This window comes from Blautia sp. AF19-1, from assembly GCF_003479155.1.
In the GTDB taxonomy this organism is placed as follows: domain Bacteria; phylum Bacillota; class Clostridia; order Lachnospirales; family Lachnospiraceae; genus Fusicatenibacter; species Fusicatenibacter saccharivorans.
The window spans coordinates 1-15,534 of record NZ_QUGQ01000016.1 but is presented as its reverse complement, the minus strand read 5'-3'; the positions used below and the strand labels follow the sequence as shown (position 1 = coordinate 15,534).

Here is a 15,534-nt window from a genome sequence, read left to right as displayed (position 1 = left end):
GCTTGCGAATTTTGAGATTTTCAGGCCCCTTGCCCGAAAATTCAAAATTGCTTGTTGGGATAGTCCCAAACCCTTATGAAGAACGGAGGCGGCGCATGGCAAACAGAAAACGGAATATCCAAATGAAATTCTATGTCACGGAGGACGAAAAACGGCTTATAGACGAGAAAATGAGCCAGCTACCCACACGCAGATATGGCGCCTACCTCCGCAAGATGGCGATTGACGGGTATATCATCTATACTGACACCGCAGATATCAAGGCATTTACCAAAGAGCTTTCCGCCATCGGTCGGAACATCAACCAGATCGCCAAGCGGATCAACGCCGGAGGTCCTGCGTATCAGGCCGACATGGACGAGATACGGGAAAGGCTGGATCAGATATGGCAGTTACAAAGACACATCCTATCAAGTCAACGCTGAAAGCAGCCATTGACTATATCTGCAACCCGGAGAAAACAGACGGGAAGCTCCTGGTATCCGCCTATGGCTGCGCCGCCGAAACTGCGGATATCGAATTTTCCTGGACCCGCCGCCACGCCATCGACAAGGGAACAAACCTGGGCCGCCACCTGATCCAAGCCTTTCAGCCTGGGGAGGTCACGCCGGAACAGGCCCATGAGATCGGCATGGAACTCGCAAAAGAAATCCTGGGCGGCAAGTATGAGTTTGTCCTTACCACCCACATAGACAAAGATCATGTTCATAACCACCTGATTTTCAATGCGGTCAGCTTTGCGGATCACAAGCATTATCATTCCAACAAGCGGAGTTATCACTATATCCGCCGCACCTCCGACCGGCTTTGCAAGGAACATGGTCTGTCTGTCATTATTCCTGGACAGGACAAGGGCAAGAGCTATATTGAACATCAGGCCACGCAGAACGGCACCAGCTATAAGGCAAAGCTGAAAGCGGCCATCGACCGGCTCCTGCCAGCCTGTTCCAATCTGGAAGAACTGCTTCGCCGCCTGCAGAGAGAAGGTTATGAGATCAAGCGCGGCAAGTATATCTCTGCCAGAGCACCGGATCAGGAACGGTTCACCCGTCTGAAAACGCTGGGGGTTGACTACACCGAAGAAGCCCTTACCGCCCGGATCGCCGGACGATCCAGACCTTCCCGCCAACCGAAACGGCAGGACGGAAAGATCAGCCTGCTCATTGATATCCAGAATAACATCAAAGCACAGCAGAGTGCAGGCTTCACCCATTGGGCGAAGCTGAACAATCTGAAACAGGCCGCCAAGACCATGAATTTCCTGACCGAACACGGGATCGGCAGCTATGGAGAACTGGAAAGCAAATTGACCGCATTATCCGCACGGAGAGATACCGCTCATGCAGAAATCAAGCGGATAGAAAGTAGAAGTGCCGAACTTGCCCTTGTGATGAAGCACGCCGGAACTTACCGTCAGCTAAAGCCGCTTTATGACCGATACCGCAGATCGAATGATAAAGAAAAGTTCCTGCGGGGGCATGAGGGCGAGATCATCCTTTTTGAAGCGGCCACCAGAGAATTGAAACGGATGGGGGCTGTGCCGCTGCCAACAACGGAAAGCATGAAAACGGAGCTTGCCAATCTCAACGCAGAAAAGGAACGGCTCCTTGCTGAATATAAAGCCACAAGAGCCGAAGCCCAGGAATACGAGACCGTCAAGCAAAATGTGGATGCGCTGCTGACCGTTGCAAAGGAACAGGAACAACAGCGGCGGCATGAGCTTGAATAATTTTCTCTAAAAGACGCTGGGCGCAGCTCCCGGCATCCTGTATAATGGAACTGCGGAAGGAGGTTTTACCGATGACAAGAAGCGAAGCAATCAAAGCATTTTTCTTCAAAAGTGTACTGCCCGTGACCGTGGCACTGATCCTATATTGTATCTTCAAATCCGTCTGCATGAAGAACGGAGAGATTGACTATGTATGGCTCTGGATACTCTGCGGGTTGCCGTTTGGCCTCCATCGGATGTGCCTCTGGATCGTGCCGAGCGGCGGCTCCCTTGGTGGAGGGATCGCCTTGTTTGCATTGAACTTTATTATCGGCGGTGTAATCGGCGGTTTCGTTCTGGCCTGGCGGCTTATTGTGGCGGTGTGGTATGTGCCGCTGACGGTGTACCGGCTGATCGTTGGATGATTTTCTTGCGTCATGGAAATATGGAAAACTGCCGCTCGTGCCGATGGAAAAGCCATTCACAACCTGATGGAAAAAGACAAGCCTTTTCCCACAAGTCTGCAAACAGCTTTCTCACAGCCTCACAATCCTGGCAGTTTACACACATTCCCACAACGCCTACTGCGGCGGCTATCCATCCTTTCCTATCCAATCCTAATGAGAAAATACTATGGAAATTCCTTTTCAACGGAGGTACAATTTGTACCCCTGTTCAAACAACAGAACCGTGTTAAAGTAATTTGATGATAGCAAAAAGAAAAAGCGGGAGTACAGCCAATCGGATGAACCGAAAAGCTGTACTCCCGTTTTGTGTATCAGAAAGTGTTTGGAATCGAGCCATTTTCTCTATGTGCCAGCAAGCAGACCGACACATGAGAAATCATAAAGGCTCTCTTTGAAAGTACAGATACAGGGAATTATTCTGCGGTTTTTCTACCCTTATCCTCACAAATTTTAGACCGTTTGGAACTGTAATGCGGACAAGCGACTAGACACGCCCGGAAACTCTGCTTGCAGCCGTGAACACATTTTTTACAGATATGGTTATACTGCCGCCTGCCGTTCTCACCCAGGAATAACGCCCATTCCAGCCTCCACTTCTTGCTTCGGCTCATAGGCAGTCGTGCTCCGGCACATCACGGCCGGGCTTTTTGCCCTCCTGGGGCTTATGCTCGGCACATTCCCGTTTGGCGTCCTCCAACCGCTCACGGATGGAAGACTTCTCTGGCGTTGTCCGCTCTGCATACTCCTGGGCTTTTTCCAATTCTTCGCCGCGTCTGCCGTTGTTGATAACGCCGTCGATCATGCCGTAGTCATCCTCCAGCGTCATTTCAGCGGTGCGGAGAGGATTGTCCTTTTCCGGCTGTTCCGCTGCCACGGCAAAGGCCCGTGTGCCGTTTCCCATGATAAGATACTTTCCATCATCGGAAATATGGTGGACACCGTAACCGGCCGCCTCCATCTGCTCCCGCGTCATATTGGTCACACAAAAGCTGCCTCTGGGCGTGCTGATCCGCTCCTGTGTCGCCATCTGATCCGGCGTGGGAATCGTGACCTCCGCTGCCCGTTCCGGCTGCAAAAATTCCGGCACCTGAGAAAAGCCGAAACGGTCGCAGTAATGGGCGGTGTCCTTCCCGTCCTGATGCAGCACCACAATATCGGACACAGACAGGGAGTGTCCCTTGAAGTCTGCCGGGTGGTCGATGTTAAAGCGGGTATAGATGCTTTCCAAACTGTCCTGCTCTATCAGCGGGGCGGTATAGACCAGTTCATAGTTCTCCGGCTTTACGGAAAGCCCGTTGTTGCGGATGGCATCCAGCGGTTCAAAGCGGTAATCCCGTGTGGCGTCCCCCGGTTTCAGTTGGTAGATGGAAAAGGTATCTCTCGGAACGGCCTGCGCCTGCTCCGCAATGTCGGCGGGCGTCTGCACATAGGCGGCCGCCTCCGCCGCATACTCCCGTTCTGCCTTTTCTGCAAAAGCCAGCATTTCGTCAATACGGGACTTGTCCGGGTTCTCCAACGCTGCCTTGATCTCGGCGGGGTCGAAGTCCAGAAATTCCTCATAGCCCGTGGCGTCCTTGAACTTTTCAATCTCCGAAGGAAGATAGTCCTCCTGCGTCTGCCCCAGTGCCGCCAGCTTTTCATCCAAAGTGGAAATGCGTCCGGCCATCAGATTTTCGTAAAGTTCTTCTTTTGCGGCGTGTGCCTCCGGGTGCTCCGCTGCATACTGCGGATCGTTCTGACGGAAAAACTCATCCATGTCAAAGGCGATATCCATAGCCCACTCGGATTTTTCTTCTTCGGGAAGATCGTCCTGAAAGGTCATCACCCGGTACTCGTCGGGTATACTGCCGCGCTCACCGTCGTAATACTCATGGAAACTGTCACCCGTATCACGCACATAGCCCTGATCCGTGAAGGTGCCGTTTTCCTCCAACGCAACGTCCCGGCCGTAGGCCTCATAGTCGATGTAATTCTGCAAATGCTCTGGCACCTGCATAACGTCCAGTTCTTCGATGTAATAGCGGCCCAGATCGTCATAGTCATGGATATTGGGGTAAACCTCATAGCAATCCAGATTCTCGGTGAGGTTGATGATCTCCTGCAGGCTGCCGCAATGGTCGCCCATTTCCATACCGGCCTGAAACTGTGCGTATTCGCTTTCGCTCATTTCATCCAGCTTCGATGCCAGGTAATTCAGCTCGTCCAGATTTTCATATTCACCCAGCTTACTGTAAAGACCGTCCACATAGCAGTCATAGTCCGTGATGAACCATTCCTCGTAGGGCTGGCCGAAGTCATCCTTCTGGCCGATCCCGATCCGCTTGAACACTTCCTTCAATTCTTCGGCGGTGGTGGGAAACTTCACCCACTCGCCCACAAGCTCGCCCTCATTGTACTTCCCAAGATTGGTGATAAAGGCGGCAAAGGGATAATCCTTGTCGTGATCGTAATATGGCATATCAGCACCTCCTTACAGTTCCGGCGCAGACTTTTCCTTATGGAGTTGCACCTTGTTTTTCTCCGCACATTCCTTTTTGCCCTGTTCCAGCCGTTCCCGGATGGAAGGCTTTTTCTCCGGCTCCGCAGGGCGTTCATGATTCCACTCGTCGCCGGAAAGAGAAATATATCCGTGTTCCGTAAAATGGCCCTGTTCCTCCTGCATGGCGTACTTGCCAAACGGAACAGGGTCGATTGCTTTCAGAAGTTCCGGGGGCAGCAGCATATCCATGTGCTGTGCCAGATACCGCCACCCCAGATCGTTCAGATCGTGGATATTGGGCTCAAATACGAAATAGTCGATGTTGGCCGCAAACTCCTTGAACTGCTCCGGCGCTGTCAGCTTGAAGGGCGAGGTCTGCACCGCCGCCAGCACCTCCCGGTCCTCCGGGGAGAGGGCAGCCACCGCCGCCCTCACTTCGGGTAAATGTTCCAAAGTCTTATTTTCTGCCATTGACACCTTCCTTTCTTTTTGGAAATTCCAGCTTGAAATTGATGTACTTGCCGCCCGTGTCGTTCAGGATCACCGCAGCGTCATAAGTGGCCTGTTTCTTTTCAGACCACATTCCCTTGACATTGGTACGACCCTTTTTCAGAAGGTCCGTTGCCATCTTCTTTGTCAGTTCCTTCTTGCGGCTCGTCCAGAAGCGGTCATTTTTCCAGAGGACAAAACCGCAGGACCGATCTGAACACGCAAAGTTCTTCTTGCCCTCATAGACCGGCTGGCCGCAGCGGGGGCAGGTGCCGATCACTTCCTTCTCTGGGGCAAACAGCTTTTTGCCATCCTCGGAAATACAGGAATAGGTGGACACGATCTCTTGAACCATCGTGCGGATACCATCCATGAAGGTATCCGGGTCAGCGCCGCCCTTTGCGATCTCCGTCAATTTCTGTTCCCATTCCGCTGTCAGCATGGGAGAGGTCAGCGGCTCCGGCAGGACCGTGACAAGGTTGATACCGGCTTTCGTGGGGATCAGGCTCTTGCCCTTGCGCTCCACAAATCCGGCTGCCACCAGCTTTTCGATGATGGCCGCCCTGGTCGCAGGTGTGCCAAGACCTTTTCGTTCCGCCTCGTCTGGAATACCATCCTTGCCTGCGTTCTCCATAGCGGACAGGAGGGTATCTTCCGTGTAGGGCTTCGGCGGCTGGGTGAAATGCTCGGTAACAGCAACCTCCGCACCGTCAAAAGTCTGCCCTTCGGTGAAGTCCGGGAGCGTGCCACCGTCCCCATCCGCAGGCTTTTCCTTCAAGAAGGCACGGAAAATGCGGTCGATTTCCCGCCAGCCTTCGGCAAGGACGCGCTTGCCCTTTGCGGTGAAGGAATGGCCGCAGCAGTTGAAAGTTGCCGTGACCGCCTCATACACATACGGCTCTGCCGATGCACACAGCAGCTTGCAGCAGACCAGCAGAAACAAATTGCGTTCGCCCAGAGGCAGAGCCTTGATATCCGCTTTTTCAATCTCCATCGTGGGGATAATGGCGTGGTGATCGGATACATCTTTATCGGAGATCATGGCCTCCACCAGCGGAAAGAAGTTGCCGCAGCCATCAAAAGGCGGCAGCTTTACCGCCAGGTGGATCACACAGGAGACCGTTTCCGCCATGTCGGAGGTCAGATAGCGGCTGTCCGTGCGGGGATAGGTCAGCAGCTTCTTTTCGTAGAGGCTCTGGGCGTAGTCTAAGGTCTGCTTCGCCGTGTATCCAAACAGGCGGTTTGCCTCCCGCTGCAAGGTGGTAAGGTCATAGAGCTTCGGCGGCTGTTCCTTCTTCTGCTCCTTCGTGACAGAGGTACAGGTGACGGCCGCACCCTTGCACATGACCGCTGCCTGTTCCGCCGCTGCCGGATCGGTGAATTTCTCCGACACTGCTTCGGCTCCATCCAGCGTCAGGCGCAGCAGATGATATTTTTCTTTGTGGAACAGCGTGATCTTCGCGTCACGCTCGGCAAGCATGGCCAGTGTGGGGGTCTGAACACGGCCCACATTCAAGGTGCGGTGATAGAGAACGGAGAAAAGGCGCGTGGCGTTGATCCCCACCAGCCAATCCGCTTTCTGGCGGCAGAGGGCAGATTGATACAGGGCTTCATAATCGGTGCCGGGGCGCAGATCAGAAAAGCCCTCCCGGATAGCGCTGTCCTCCATCGAGGAAATCCAAAGACGGAGGACCGGCTTGCGGCATCCAGCCATTTCATACATCAAACGGAAGATCAGCTCCCCTTCACGCCCGGCGTCACAGGCATTGACAATGGTATCCACATCGGGGCGGTCCATCAGGGTACGGAGATTTTCAAAAGCGTCCTCTTTGCCCGGTGCCAGCACATAGCGGAACGGTTCCGGCAGAATGGGAAGATCATCATAGCGCCATTTCTTGAAACGTTCGTCATAGCCGCCAGCATCCATCGGGGATACCAGGTGCCCTACACACCAGGACACAAGAAGGCCGCGGCCCTCATAAAAGCCATCGGCCTTGGATGAAGCACCCAGGGCCGACGCGATAGATTTTGCCACACTCGGTTTTTCCGCAATAATCAGTTTACTCATTCTTTTCCTCCGTTTCCTCGTCCTCGGTCAGATATTCTTCTTCATCCTCCAGGTCGAAATCATCCAGATCAGCGGGAACTTTCTTTCCCTGCTTCGGTTTCAGCACCAGGAAATAGACTGCCGCGCCGCCTCCAGCTGCAAGAATCAGCAGCACCGCCAGGATCGCCCCGGCATTGCTTTTCTTTTCGGGTTCCGGATTCTCCGGTTCGGTGGGCTCCGCAGCTTTCTGTTCCGTGCCAACACATTCGCTGAGGTTCTTTACGCAGACCGGGCAAGCGGTATTGACCGCTCCGGCCTGGCACTTCTCCGTACAGGTGCAGACAATAGGTGTTTCCGCCTTTTCTCCATCCTCCGTGAGTGCCATGAGGTCGGCTTCATCCACCTGGTTCAGAAAATGCACGGTTTCCTCGCCCTCGTCATCACGGTCGATAATGAGATAGAACACATTGCCGTTCTTCGTTTCTACTGTAATAAACTGCTTGCCACTGGTGACAGGGTTGCCGATATCGTCAATCAGTGACAGGTTCCCGTCCGGCGTCAAAGCGGCACCGCCATTCAGACCGCCGCCCAGCATCCCCAGCAGATTTTCCAGCGTTTCCGCATCCAGAGAGAAAGAACCTTCCCCGGAGCCAGCCTCGCCGTCACTTACCGTCATGTAGCCGGAATAGACATAGCCGACTTTCTCCGGCAGGATGACCTTCAGCCAGTCTCCATCCGTGCCGATCACCTTCACGGTCGTTCCGTTGGGAAGCTGAGTGAAGGCGGTGTAGTCCATTCCCGCACCCGTGCGGACATTCAGATTGCCGCCGCCCGTGGTGACGGTGCCGGTCTGCCCGGAGTCATTTTCGCCGGAACTGAACTGGATACCATCCTCGGTGACGGATACCGTGACCTGGCTGCCTGCCAGAGCGGAAAGCAGATCAGAAACATCCCCGACCGTTTCCTGTTCGGTCACGGATTCCGTGCTTTCCTCGCCGCCGCTGGCAAAGGCAGTGACAGAAAAAGCGGCAGTGCTGAGCACCACCGCCAAAAGAGCCGATACCATTTTTGTCATAAAGTTATGTTTCATCCTCGTATCCCTCCGTTTCCTCATGCTCGGTGCTGGCCTCCTGCAGCATACCTTCCGGCAGGGAGATCATACCGCTGGCATAGGCTTTCAGGAAGGCGGTCAGTTCCTTGTTATCCATCTTCACGGCTTTCACCATGCGGACGATTTCCAGATTTTCTTCCTCCGCAAGCTGGGTCTCCAGCGCGCGAAGGCGTTTCTGCTGTTCCGCAATCTTTTCTTTGGTTTTCGCAATATCGTTGCGGATCTTCTGTGTCGTTGCCATAAATCAAATTACCTCCATATCGTTTTTTAGTTGTAGGGCGGTCGCCCGAAAGCGTAAAAGTGGGATTGCCAGTAGCTTGTGTTGATATCCGCATACTGGATGGGGTCGCCGCAGTGCAGCATTTTTCCACCGCCCACATAGATACCCACATGGGAAACGCCCGGTGTATCGTAAGTGCCGACGAAAAAGATCAGGTCGCCGGGTCTTGCGTTGGCAGAAGATACCGGGGTGGAAATATTGTAGAGTCCCTGGGCTCCCAGCCTGCCCGTATTGCAGACGCCGCTTTGCGTCAGCACCCAGGACACGAAGCCGGAGCAATCAAAAGAAGTGTTCGGATTGCTGCCGCCCCAGACATAGGGATAGCCGATGTACTTCTCCGCCTCGGTAATGAGCGCTGCAAAGGTTTCATCTTCCAGTGCGGAAGGCGGGATATCATAGGTGGTTGGCGGTTTGGTGTACTTGTCTACATAGCCGGAGCCTGGGAACAAATCTTCCCGGTTCCCCAGCGTCGCCATATAGACCGCGTACAAAGAAAGTGTTTCCTCGTCCATGATGTAGATCGGCACATGGGAAAGGTCGAAGTTTTCCAGCTTCACCTTGCAGATATAGTAGTTATACGGTACTTCCACGTCATAGTCGTTTCCCTCGCTGTCTGTCCGTGTCTCCGTCCGATAGCGTACCTCCACTTCCACGGTCTGCGTCAGGATGTACTGCTTTTCAAAGAGCATTTGCAGTTCCTCCTGAACCTCATTGATGGTAAACACCCCTTCATGGAACGCCGTGAGAATGGAGATCAGCACATAAGGGTCATGCTCGATCTCGTCCAGGTCAAAACGGTATTCATCATATCCGGGGTGCAAAGCCTCATAGTGGTCCAGCTCGTATTGAAGTTCCTGTTCCAGTTCGCAGTAGGCCGCCTCTGCAGCCAGCATATCCGCGTCCTCGGAGAGATAAGAGGAAGTAAATACGCTACCTATGCCGGAGCCTGCCATCATGGAACAGGAAGATACCCCGCCAAACAGCAGGGCAACACAGGCGCCAATGCCAATCACCAGTAGCACCGCACGGCTATGGTGCTTGATGTAGAGGAAAGTTTCCTTGAAGGTGTCCTTTGCTTTCTGCGCCGCACTTTTCGCCGTGGCCGCTGTGTTCTTTGCGGTTTTCTCTGCCTGCCGCAGTTCCTTTGCATAATTCCGCTTGATCCGCTGTTTCTGCAGAAAGCGGGATAGCGGGTTAGAATCTGCCAGTGCCGGATCATCATGCAGTGCCTTTTGGTAAAGGTACTCGGCGTTTGCCTTGACCGAAGCCTGTTCCGCCTTTGCCGCATCACGCCAGGGCTTTGTGCGGTGATGGTGGACGGCGGCACGGACTTTACCTTTACCATAGGCAAACCCGCGTTCCGTCAACACCTCGCCTTTGTGTCCGGCCTCTACACCCACATTTTCCTGCTCTACCTCATGCACCTTCGCATGGGCAGCGTGGACGATCTCATGGGCCGGCCGGGAAAGCGGATTGTGCCGCAGGCGTCCGTTGGGGCGTTTCTCCACTTCTTCAAAGTGAAGCTGTGTTTTGCCTTTTCCGACTGTCTCGTCAAAAATACGCTCGGTACGGAGAATTTTCTTTGTGGGGATAGCGGCCTTTGCCGCGTCCAGCCGGTCCGCCGCACGGTCGGAACGGTCGATATATTTTCCAAGTGTGGGATCGGCGCGTTCTTCCTCGGTAAATTGCAGGCGGGAGGACGGGCGCTGCCTTGCGGCAGAACCATCCCGCACCGCCTGGGTGTCAGCCTTTTCCGCCTTTCGTGCGTTTTTCTTCTCATGGTGCTCCGCCGCACGCAGGGCAAGGTCAGCCGCAGCGCCAGCGGATTCTTCCGAAGAAGCGGACAGTTCCGTTTCCGGCTCCCGGCTGCTGATATGTTCCACCTCTCCCGTGGCAAGGTTTTCCGATACCGCACCGTCACGGGTCATTTTCTGCGTGATCTTATCGGTCGCTTTCAGTTCCCTCATAGGCAGTCACCTTCCTTTCCATAAGGGCAAAAGTCGCCGCAGGTGCCATTCTCGATCATGGCGATATAGCGGAAAATGGGATAGGCCTGGGGCGGGCAGACCGCATTTCCCAAAGTTTTCAGCCGCAGTGCCCGGTCATCCATGCGCTCGGTCATGCGGGGGATTCCTTCCGGTTCGGCGGCCCAGAGGATACGTCCGTCCATCCTTTCGGGAAGCCCATGAGCCATTCCACCCAATCCGGGTTCAGCGCTGCCGTTTCGGATACCGGCTGTTCCTGGGAGATGATCTGTGCCGACAGGTTCCCGTCCTTCTTCGCCGGATCGAAGGCCGACGGCTTCAAGGTTGAGCGGAAACCGTCCGACGCCACCGGGGTCAGATAGAATACCGCCGCCGACAGGCTGAGGCTCCAGATCGCCCCGTTTCGGTTCCTCTTGCGGAATATCCCATTGTCCGACAGGAACACATCCAGGCTTGCCGCGTCCCTGGCGGTGTTGTTGTCGGAGGCAAGGGGCGTGGGAAACATCAGCCGCGACGATAAAAGTTCGCTGGCGCTCATGCCATGCGCCGACGCCGCAAGCCGGAAATACGAATGGGAGAACAGCGTATCCCGCTTTTGCCAGGTCAAAGATCGTTTTGTCGAGCCCCATATTGATGAAGCCAGCAACATTTTCCCCAAGCACCCAACGGGGCCGCAGCTCGGTAATAACGCGGCACATTTCCGGCCACAGGTAGCGTTCATCCGCAAAGCCCTTCCGTTTTCCGGCGGTGGAGAAGGGCTGACAGGGAAAGCCGCCTGAGATAACGGTAACTGTTTCAAGTCCTGTTTTTTCAAAAAACGCCTTCTTCGTAAAAGTAGTAATATCCCGGAACCTGGGAACATCCGGCCATCGTGCAGAGAGGACGGAGTGCGGAAAATCCGCCCACTCACACTGGCAGACGGTTTCAAACCCGGCAGCCTCCGCCGCCAGGTCCAGACCGCCAATGCCGGAAAACAGGCTCACATGGGTCAGTTTATTCATGGTCCTTCGGCGCACGGAACGGTTCGATCTCACTTTCCAGCTCCGCAAGGACCGCCTCCATATCCGCCGTGACCGCCTTGCTTCTGGCAATCAGCCGGTTCATCACATCAAAGAAGGTTTCACCTTCCTGCTTTTCTTCCGTATTCAAATAGCGGGGATCATTCATGTTCGTTTTCTCCTTTCCCAGTTTCACCAAGTTTTGTTGTCATAATGCTGTAAAGTTCATTGTCCTTCGGGAAGTCATCCACAAAAGGCAGGATTACATTGCCGAAGAAGATCAGCCCCTCGCCGGGGCCTGCGTTGCTGATATGCGCCGCCTGCTGGTTGGAGATATTCAGGCGCTCGCAGAGGATTTTTCTGTCTCCGCTGGCCTGATTCAGAAGGTACACAAAATCGCTGTTTTCAAAAATGTTCTCGATCTCCGGGGAGGAAAGCAGGTCCTTAATGTTCTGCGTGATCCCCGTGGGGATTCCGCCCCATTTGCGAAAGCGTTTCCAAATCTCCACGCTCCAGGAACCAACCTCGCCCCGCAGCAGAAGGTGGAACTCGTCCACGAAATACCAGGTAGATTTGCCCTGATCCCGGTTCTGAGAAACACGGTTCCACACCTGATCCTGGATCACCAGCATACCCAGACTTTTGAGCTGCTTTCCCAGCTCCTTGATATCGAAGCAGACAATGCGGTTGTTGATATCCACATTGGTACGGTGGTTAAAAACATTCAGGCTGCCATGCACATACAGTTCCAGTGCCGCTGCGATCCGCTGCGCCTCCGGCTCCGGCTGCCGTTTGATCTCGTCATACAAATCTTCCAGCAGCGGCATATTCTCCGGGCGGGGGTCTGCGATATAGGGGCGGTACACGATCCGAACGGCACGGTCAATGACCGTTTTTTCCACCGGCTCCAGACCGTTCCGGCCGCCTGCCGCCAGCTCACAGAACGACAGGATAAAGTCGGATTTCAGCGCCAGCGGGTTATCATCCTCGCTGTAATTGAGGTTGATATCCATAGGGTTCACATACTGCGTGCTGGTAGGTGAGATTTTGATGACCTGGCCTTCCAGACGGTTCACCAGCGGAAAATATTCCGCCTCCGGGTCGCAGATCAGGATATCGTCCTTTGTGTTCAGGAACACACCCACGATGGAACGCTTTGCGGAAAAACTCTTGCCGCTGCCGGGTGTGCCTAAGATCATGCCGTTGGGCGTTTTCAGCTTTTTGCGGTCGGCAAGGATCATGTTGCCGGAAGTGGCATTGAGCCCGTAATAGAGAGCTTCGCCGCCGTGGAAAATCTCCTGCGTAGTGAAGGGAACGAACACCGCCACCGCCGAAGTGGTAAGCCCGCGCTGTATCTTAATGCGGTTGACACCCAGGGGCAGAGCCGACACGAAACCATCCTCCTGCTGGAAATCCAGCCGCACCAGGGAGCAGTTATATTTCTGCGCCACGCTTGCCGCACGGAGAAGGTCATTCTCCAACTTTTGCTTGCTGTCCGCAAAGTTCACCACCAGGAAGGTCATCAGGAACATTCGCTCATTTCTGCTTTGCAGGTCACGGAGGATATTCTTTGCCTCGCCTGCGTAGGTGGCAAGATCGGTGGGGATGATATCCATATCGAAACCTTCCCGCACTGCCTTTTTCTGCGCGTCGATCTTCATACTGTCAATGTCAGTGATCTTCCGCTTGACCGTTTTGATTGCCTCGTTCTGATCCATGCTGCGGATATGGAGGCTGACAAGCAGCCCGCTGTCCGTATCCAGCAGTTCGGTGAGCATACGGTCATCCATTTCCGGTGCGCTGATCTGCAGAAAGGACACGGCACAGAATTTATCCGCCATCGTGAACTTCCTTGCTTCACCGAAGCGGAAAGAAGAAGGTGCGATAAAATCCTGGACCGACAGGCCGGAAGGGGCAAGCCAGCTCCATTCAAAGGCAAACCGTTCCCCGTCCGGGTGCAGGATGCCGTGGAGCATTTCCAGCCACTCCTTGCCGCCAAGCTCCTTTGCCAAAGCACCCATGACCTTGAAATGGTTAAGGGCGTCCATGACGATCCGGGAAAATCGTGCCCGTGCGGTTTTGCTGTCCCGTGCCTCGATGGTGAGGGTCAGATACTTTGTTTTGATAAGACCGTTGTTGCCCCGTTCAAGCTGCTTGCGGAGCATTTGCGTGTAAAGCTCACGGATATGGTCGAAGTGATCTCCCTGCGCTGCGATCTCGATACGCTTCACAAAATCCTCCCGATTCATGCGGCGGCTCACAAGGGAGAGCTGCATTCCGATAGAAGCGTCATGGGCGTTATACATATCGCAGAGAGCTTCAAAGATCGCCGTCTGGTCGTCAGGCTTTGCAAGCTGATAATTCACATCCTCGAACTCGATACACTTCGACCAGGTGTGGTCGTCCAGCTTGCACAGGCCGTCCGGGTACATCTGGCGGAACGGTAAGGTATCCTGTGCGGAATGTACCTTGCCGTCGCCTCTGGCAGTTTCCAAGATACGGCTGATCTCACGCTTTTCCGCAGCGGTCAGCTTTACCGCTGGTTTTGCCGCCTGTCGTGCCTGCGGCTCTGGCTTTCGCTTTCTGAACAATGGCTTTCACCTCCTTTTCCGCCTGGGCCTGCCGCTCCAGGGCTGCGTAGAAATTGTTTGTCTGGTAAGGCCGCTCTTTCGTCCGCAGGAACATACAGCGGATGACCTGTCCGGCCACCACCTCCAGGGGTTGACCATGCCGCTCATACATGGCAAGTAGAAAGAACGGGAGCATGACGATAATCATGCAGAACGCGGCGGCACTGTTGCTGGCCGTGCGTCTGAGCAAAAAGAAAAGCGGTACTCCGATGAGTGCCGCCGCTCCGAAACATATAAGCTGCCGTTTGGTAAGTCCAAACAACACTTTGGATTTTACTTTCGTCAAATCCTTTGGAATGGTTACATACGCCAATTTATCAAGCCTCCTTAATGCGCTCCGAACAGGCTCTTAGAGAGGCTGCCGGTCTTGAACAGGGCGAAGCACAGCAGGACCGTGTAGCCCATGCAGGCCCATATCGCGCCTGAGATATTTCCGTCCGTGGCGATACTCTGTACCAAAACAGAGTAGATTCCCACGCACACCATGATTAGAAATGCCTGGAACGCCAATGCAAACAGGGATTTCAAGTAGTTCTGTCCTGTATGGCTCCAATCCCGGTTTGTCATAGTGGCAAGCGGAATCGGTCCAACGGAAGTTGTCAAATACACCTCAATCATGCGGCCGTAAATGACAAGCATGATACAGATGGAAAGGGCGTTCATGGTAAGCCCCACGAAAAGGGACTGGAACCACAGCCCGAACAGTTCTCCCGTGCCCAGGGCTTCAAGCTGCGCCTCCATATCCGTGATGACGCTGCTGATATCAATGGAGGTATTCCCGATGATGACGCCTGCGCTGCTGTTCACAACGCTTTGCCCCACATCGAAGATACCCATGACGATATTCCATGTGTTCGTCACAATGAGAACAGCACAGAATGTTTTGAAAATCCACTTGAAGAACATCCAGGTATCTACATCGTGAAGGTTGTTTTTCTCTGTCACAAGCTGGATCAGCTCATAACACATTACGAATGTCAGGATAACCCCGGCGATTGGAACGATCACCGTTTCAGAGAGGTTTCGGATCATAGAAAAGACGCCGCTGTTCCATGCCAGCGGCGTCTGTCCCACTTCACCGGCGATCTCGCCTACTTTGGTATTGACCGTATCGAACATGCCCGACAGGTTTCCCGTGATCCCCTCGATGAGCAGCCCTCGGAGCCATTCATCGAGTTTGTCGAGTATGCCGCCCATAAGCGATCACCGCCGGACGATCAACCGAACAGGCCGGAGAGCAGAGGTACAAGGGTGATGCCGATGAGGGCGACACCGCCGCCGGCCATCAACTGTTTTATCCCCAATTAGGTGTAAAACTCTGCTCGATGGCGGGCGGCGGC

The 15,534-nt window shown here is 54.2% G+C and carries 13 protein-coding genes and 3 pseudogenes; 3 read left to right on the top strand and 13 right to left on the bottom strand.

All coding sequences use genetic code 11. The features are described 5' to 3' along the window. The first annotated feature begins 95 nt into the window (after nt 1-95). The 3 genes from DWX26_RS11325 to DWX26_RS11315 all read left to right on the top strand — a co-directional run bounded on the left by DWX26_RS11325 (nt 96) and on the right by DWX26_RS11315 (nt 2,133). Nucleotides 96-425, top strand: coding sequence for a plasmid mobilization protein (locus DWX26_RS11325; protein WP_118601453.1), 330 nt, complete (start codon nt 96-98; stop codon nt 423-425). After that, the gene (locus tag DWX26_RS11320; RefSeq protein WP_118601452.1) at nt 386-1,729 is read left to right on the top strand and encodes a relaxase/mobilization nuclease domain-containing protein; all 1,344 of its coding nucleotides are present in this window, start codon (nt 386-388) and stop codon (nt 1,727-1,729) included. The genes DWX26_RS11325 and DWX26_RS11320 overlap by 40 nt, the downstream gene beginning before the upstream one ends. A gap of 71 nt (nt 1,730-1,800) precedes the next feature. Next, entirely contained in the window at nt 1,801-2,133 is a 333-nt protein-coding gene (locus DWX26_RS11315; protein WP_118601451.1) for a DUF6050 family protein, read from the top strand. Between the two features lie 682 nt (nt 2,134-2,815). Here the strand turns inward: DWX26_RS11315 and DWX26_RS17915 are convergent. From DWX26_RS17915 to DWX26_RS11255, 13 genes and pseudogenes are all read right to left on the bottom strand, one after another. Then, nucleotides 2,816-3,574 (bottom strand): annotated as a pseudogene (locus DWX26_RS17915) (YodL domain-containing protein); the annotation flags it as partial. Nucleotides 3,575-4,126: 552 nt separating this feature from the next. Beyond that, nucleotides 4,127-4,633: pseudogene (locus DWX26_RS17910) on the bottom strand (antirestriction protein ArdA); the annotation flags it as partial. A 12-nt stretch (nt 4,634-4,645) separates the two neighbouring features. Further along, nucleotides 4,646-5,125, bottom strand: coding sequence for a hypothetical protein (locus DWX26_RS11300; RefSeq protein WP_118601448.1), 480 nt, complete (start codon nt 5,123-5,125; stop codon nt 4,646-4,648). Then, complete coding sequence (locus DWX26_RS11295) at nt 5,112-7,211, bottom strand: type IA DNA topoisomerase (RefSeq protein ID WP_118601447.1); 2,100 nt, start codon at nt 7,209-7,211, stop codon at nt 5,112-5,114. The genes DWX26_RS11300 and DWX26_RS11295 overlap by 14 nt, the downstream gene beginning before the upstream one ends. Further along, entirely contained in the window at nt 7,204-8,280 is a 1,077-nt protein-coding gene (locus DWX26_RS11290; protein ID WP_118601446.1) for a CD1107 family mobile element protein, read from the bottom strand. Before DWX26_RS11290 ends, DWX26_RS11295 begins: the two co-directional genes overlap by 8 nt. Beyond that, nucleotides 8,270-8,542 carry a DUF4315 family protein gene (locus tag DWX26_RS11285; protein ID WP_118601445.1) on the bottom strand — a complete coding sequence of 91 codons (273 nt, stop codon included), beginning with the start codon at nt 8,540-8,542 and terminating at the stop codon, nt 8,270-8,272. The genes DWX26_RS11290 and DWX26_RS11285 overlap by 11 nt, the downstream gene beginning before the upstream one ends. 26 nt (nt 8,543-8,568) lie before the next feature. Then, nucleotides 8,569-10,548 carry a C40 family peptidase gene (locus DWX26_RS11280; RefSeq protein ID WP_118601444.1) on the bottom strand — a complete coding sequence of 660 codons (1,980 nt, stop codon included), beginning with the start codon at nt 10,546-10,548 and terminating at the stop codon, nt 8,569-8,571. Further along, nucleotides 10,545-11,567 (bottom strand): DNA cytosine methyltransferase, encoded by a 1,023-nt coding sequence (locus tag DWX26_RS11275; protein ID WP_118601443.1) that lies wholly within the window; start codon nt 11,565-11,567, stop codon nt 10,545-10,547. Before DWX26_RS11275 ends, DWX26_RS11280 begins: the two co-directional genes overlap by 4 nt. Next, the gene (locus DWX26_RS16910; protein ID WP_199676803.1) at nt 11,560-11,733 is read right to left on the bottom strand and encodes a hypothetical protein; all 174 of its coding nucleotides are present in this window, start codon (nt 11,731-11,733) and stop codon (nt 11,560-11,562) included. Before DWX26_RS16910 ends, DWX26_RS11275 begins: the two co-directional genes overlap by 8 nt. Beyond that, nucleotides 11,726-14,155, bottom strand: coding sequence for a VirB4-like conjugal transfer ATPase, CD1110 family (locus DWX26_RS11270; RefSeq protein WP_199676802.1), 2,430 nt, complete (start codon nt 14,153-14,155; stop codon nt 11,726-11,728). The genes DWX26_RS16910 and DWX26_RS11270 overlap by 8 nt, the downstream gene beginning before the upstream one ends. After that, complete coding sequence (locus DWX26_RS11265; protein ID WP_118601442.1) at nt 14,073-14,507, bottom strand: PrgI family protein; 435 nt, start codon at nt 14,505-14,507, stop codon at nt 14,073-14,075. The genes DWX26_RS11270 and DWX26_RS11265 overlap by 83 nt, the downstream gene beginning before the upstream one ends. A 14-nt stretch (nt 14,508-14,521) precedes the next feature. Beyond that, nucleotides 14,522-15,391, bottom strand: coding sequence for a VirB6/TrbL-like conjugal transfer protein, CD1112 family (locus tag DWX26_RS11260; protein WP_021739912.1), 870 nt, complete (start codon nt 15,389-15,391; stop codon nt 14,522-14,524). A gap of 20 nt (nt 15,392-15,411) precedes the next feature. Continuing rightward, nucleotides 15,412-15,495 (bottom strand): annotated as a pseudogene (locus DWX26_RS11255) (Maff2 family mobile element protein); the annotation flags it as partial. Between the last annotated feature and the right edge of the window lie 39 nt (nt 15,496-15,534).

Bases quoted from the DNA above. Each gene is read 5' to 3' on its own strand.
- DWX26_RS16910 (WP_199676803.1), bottom strand. From the start codon at position 11,733: ATGAATGATCCCCGCTATTTGAATACGGAAGAAAAGCAGGAAGGTGAA.
- DWX26_RS11260 (WP_021739912.1), bottom strand. From the start codon at position 15,391: ATGGGCGGCATACTCGACAAACTCGATGAATGGCTCCGAGGGCTGCTC.
- DWX26_RS11295 (WP_118601447.1), bottom strand. From the start codon at position 7,211: ATGAGTAAACTGATTATTGCGGAAAAACCGAGTGTGGCAAAATCTATC.
- DWX26_RS11280 (WP_118601444.1), bottom strand. From the start codon at position 10,548: ATGAGGGAACTGAAAGCGACCGATAAGATCACGCAGAAAATGACCCGT.
- DWX26_RS11325 (WP_118601453.1), top strand. From the start codon at position 96: ATGGCAAACAGAAAACGGAATATCCAAATGAAATTCTATGTCACGGAG.
- DWX26_RS11315 (WP_118601451.1), top strand. From the start codon at position 1,801: ATGACAAGAAGCGAAGCAATCAAAGCATTTTTCTTCAAAAGTGTACTG.
- DWX26_RS11285 (WP_118601445.1), bottom strand. From the start codon at position 8,542: ATGGCAACGACACAGAAGATCCGCAACGATATTGCGAAAACCAAAGAA.
- DWX26_RS11290 (WP_118601446.1), bottom strand. From the start codon at position 8,280: ATGAAACATAACTTTATGACAAAAATGGTATCGGCTCTTTTGGCGGTG.
- DWX26_RS11320 (WP_118601452.1), top strand. From the start codon at position 386: ATGGCAGTTACAAAGACACATCCTATCAAGTCAACGCTGAAAGCAGCC.
- DWX26_RS11300 (WP_118601448.1), bottom strand. From the start codon at position 5,125: ATGGCAGAAAATAAGACTTTGGAACATTTACCCGAAGTGAGGGCGGCG.
- DWX26_RS11275 (WP_118601443.1), bottom strand. From the start codon at position 11,567: ATGAATAAACTGACCCATGTGAGCCTGTTTTCCGGCATTGGCGGTCTG.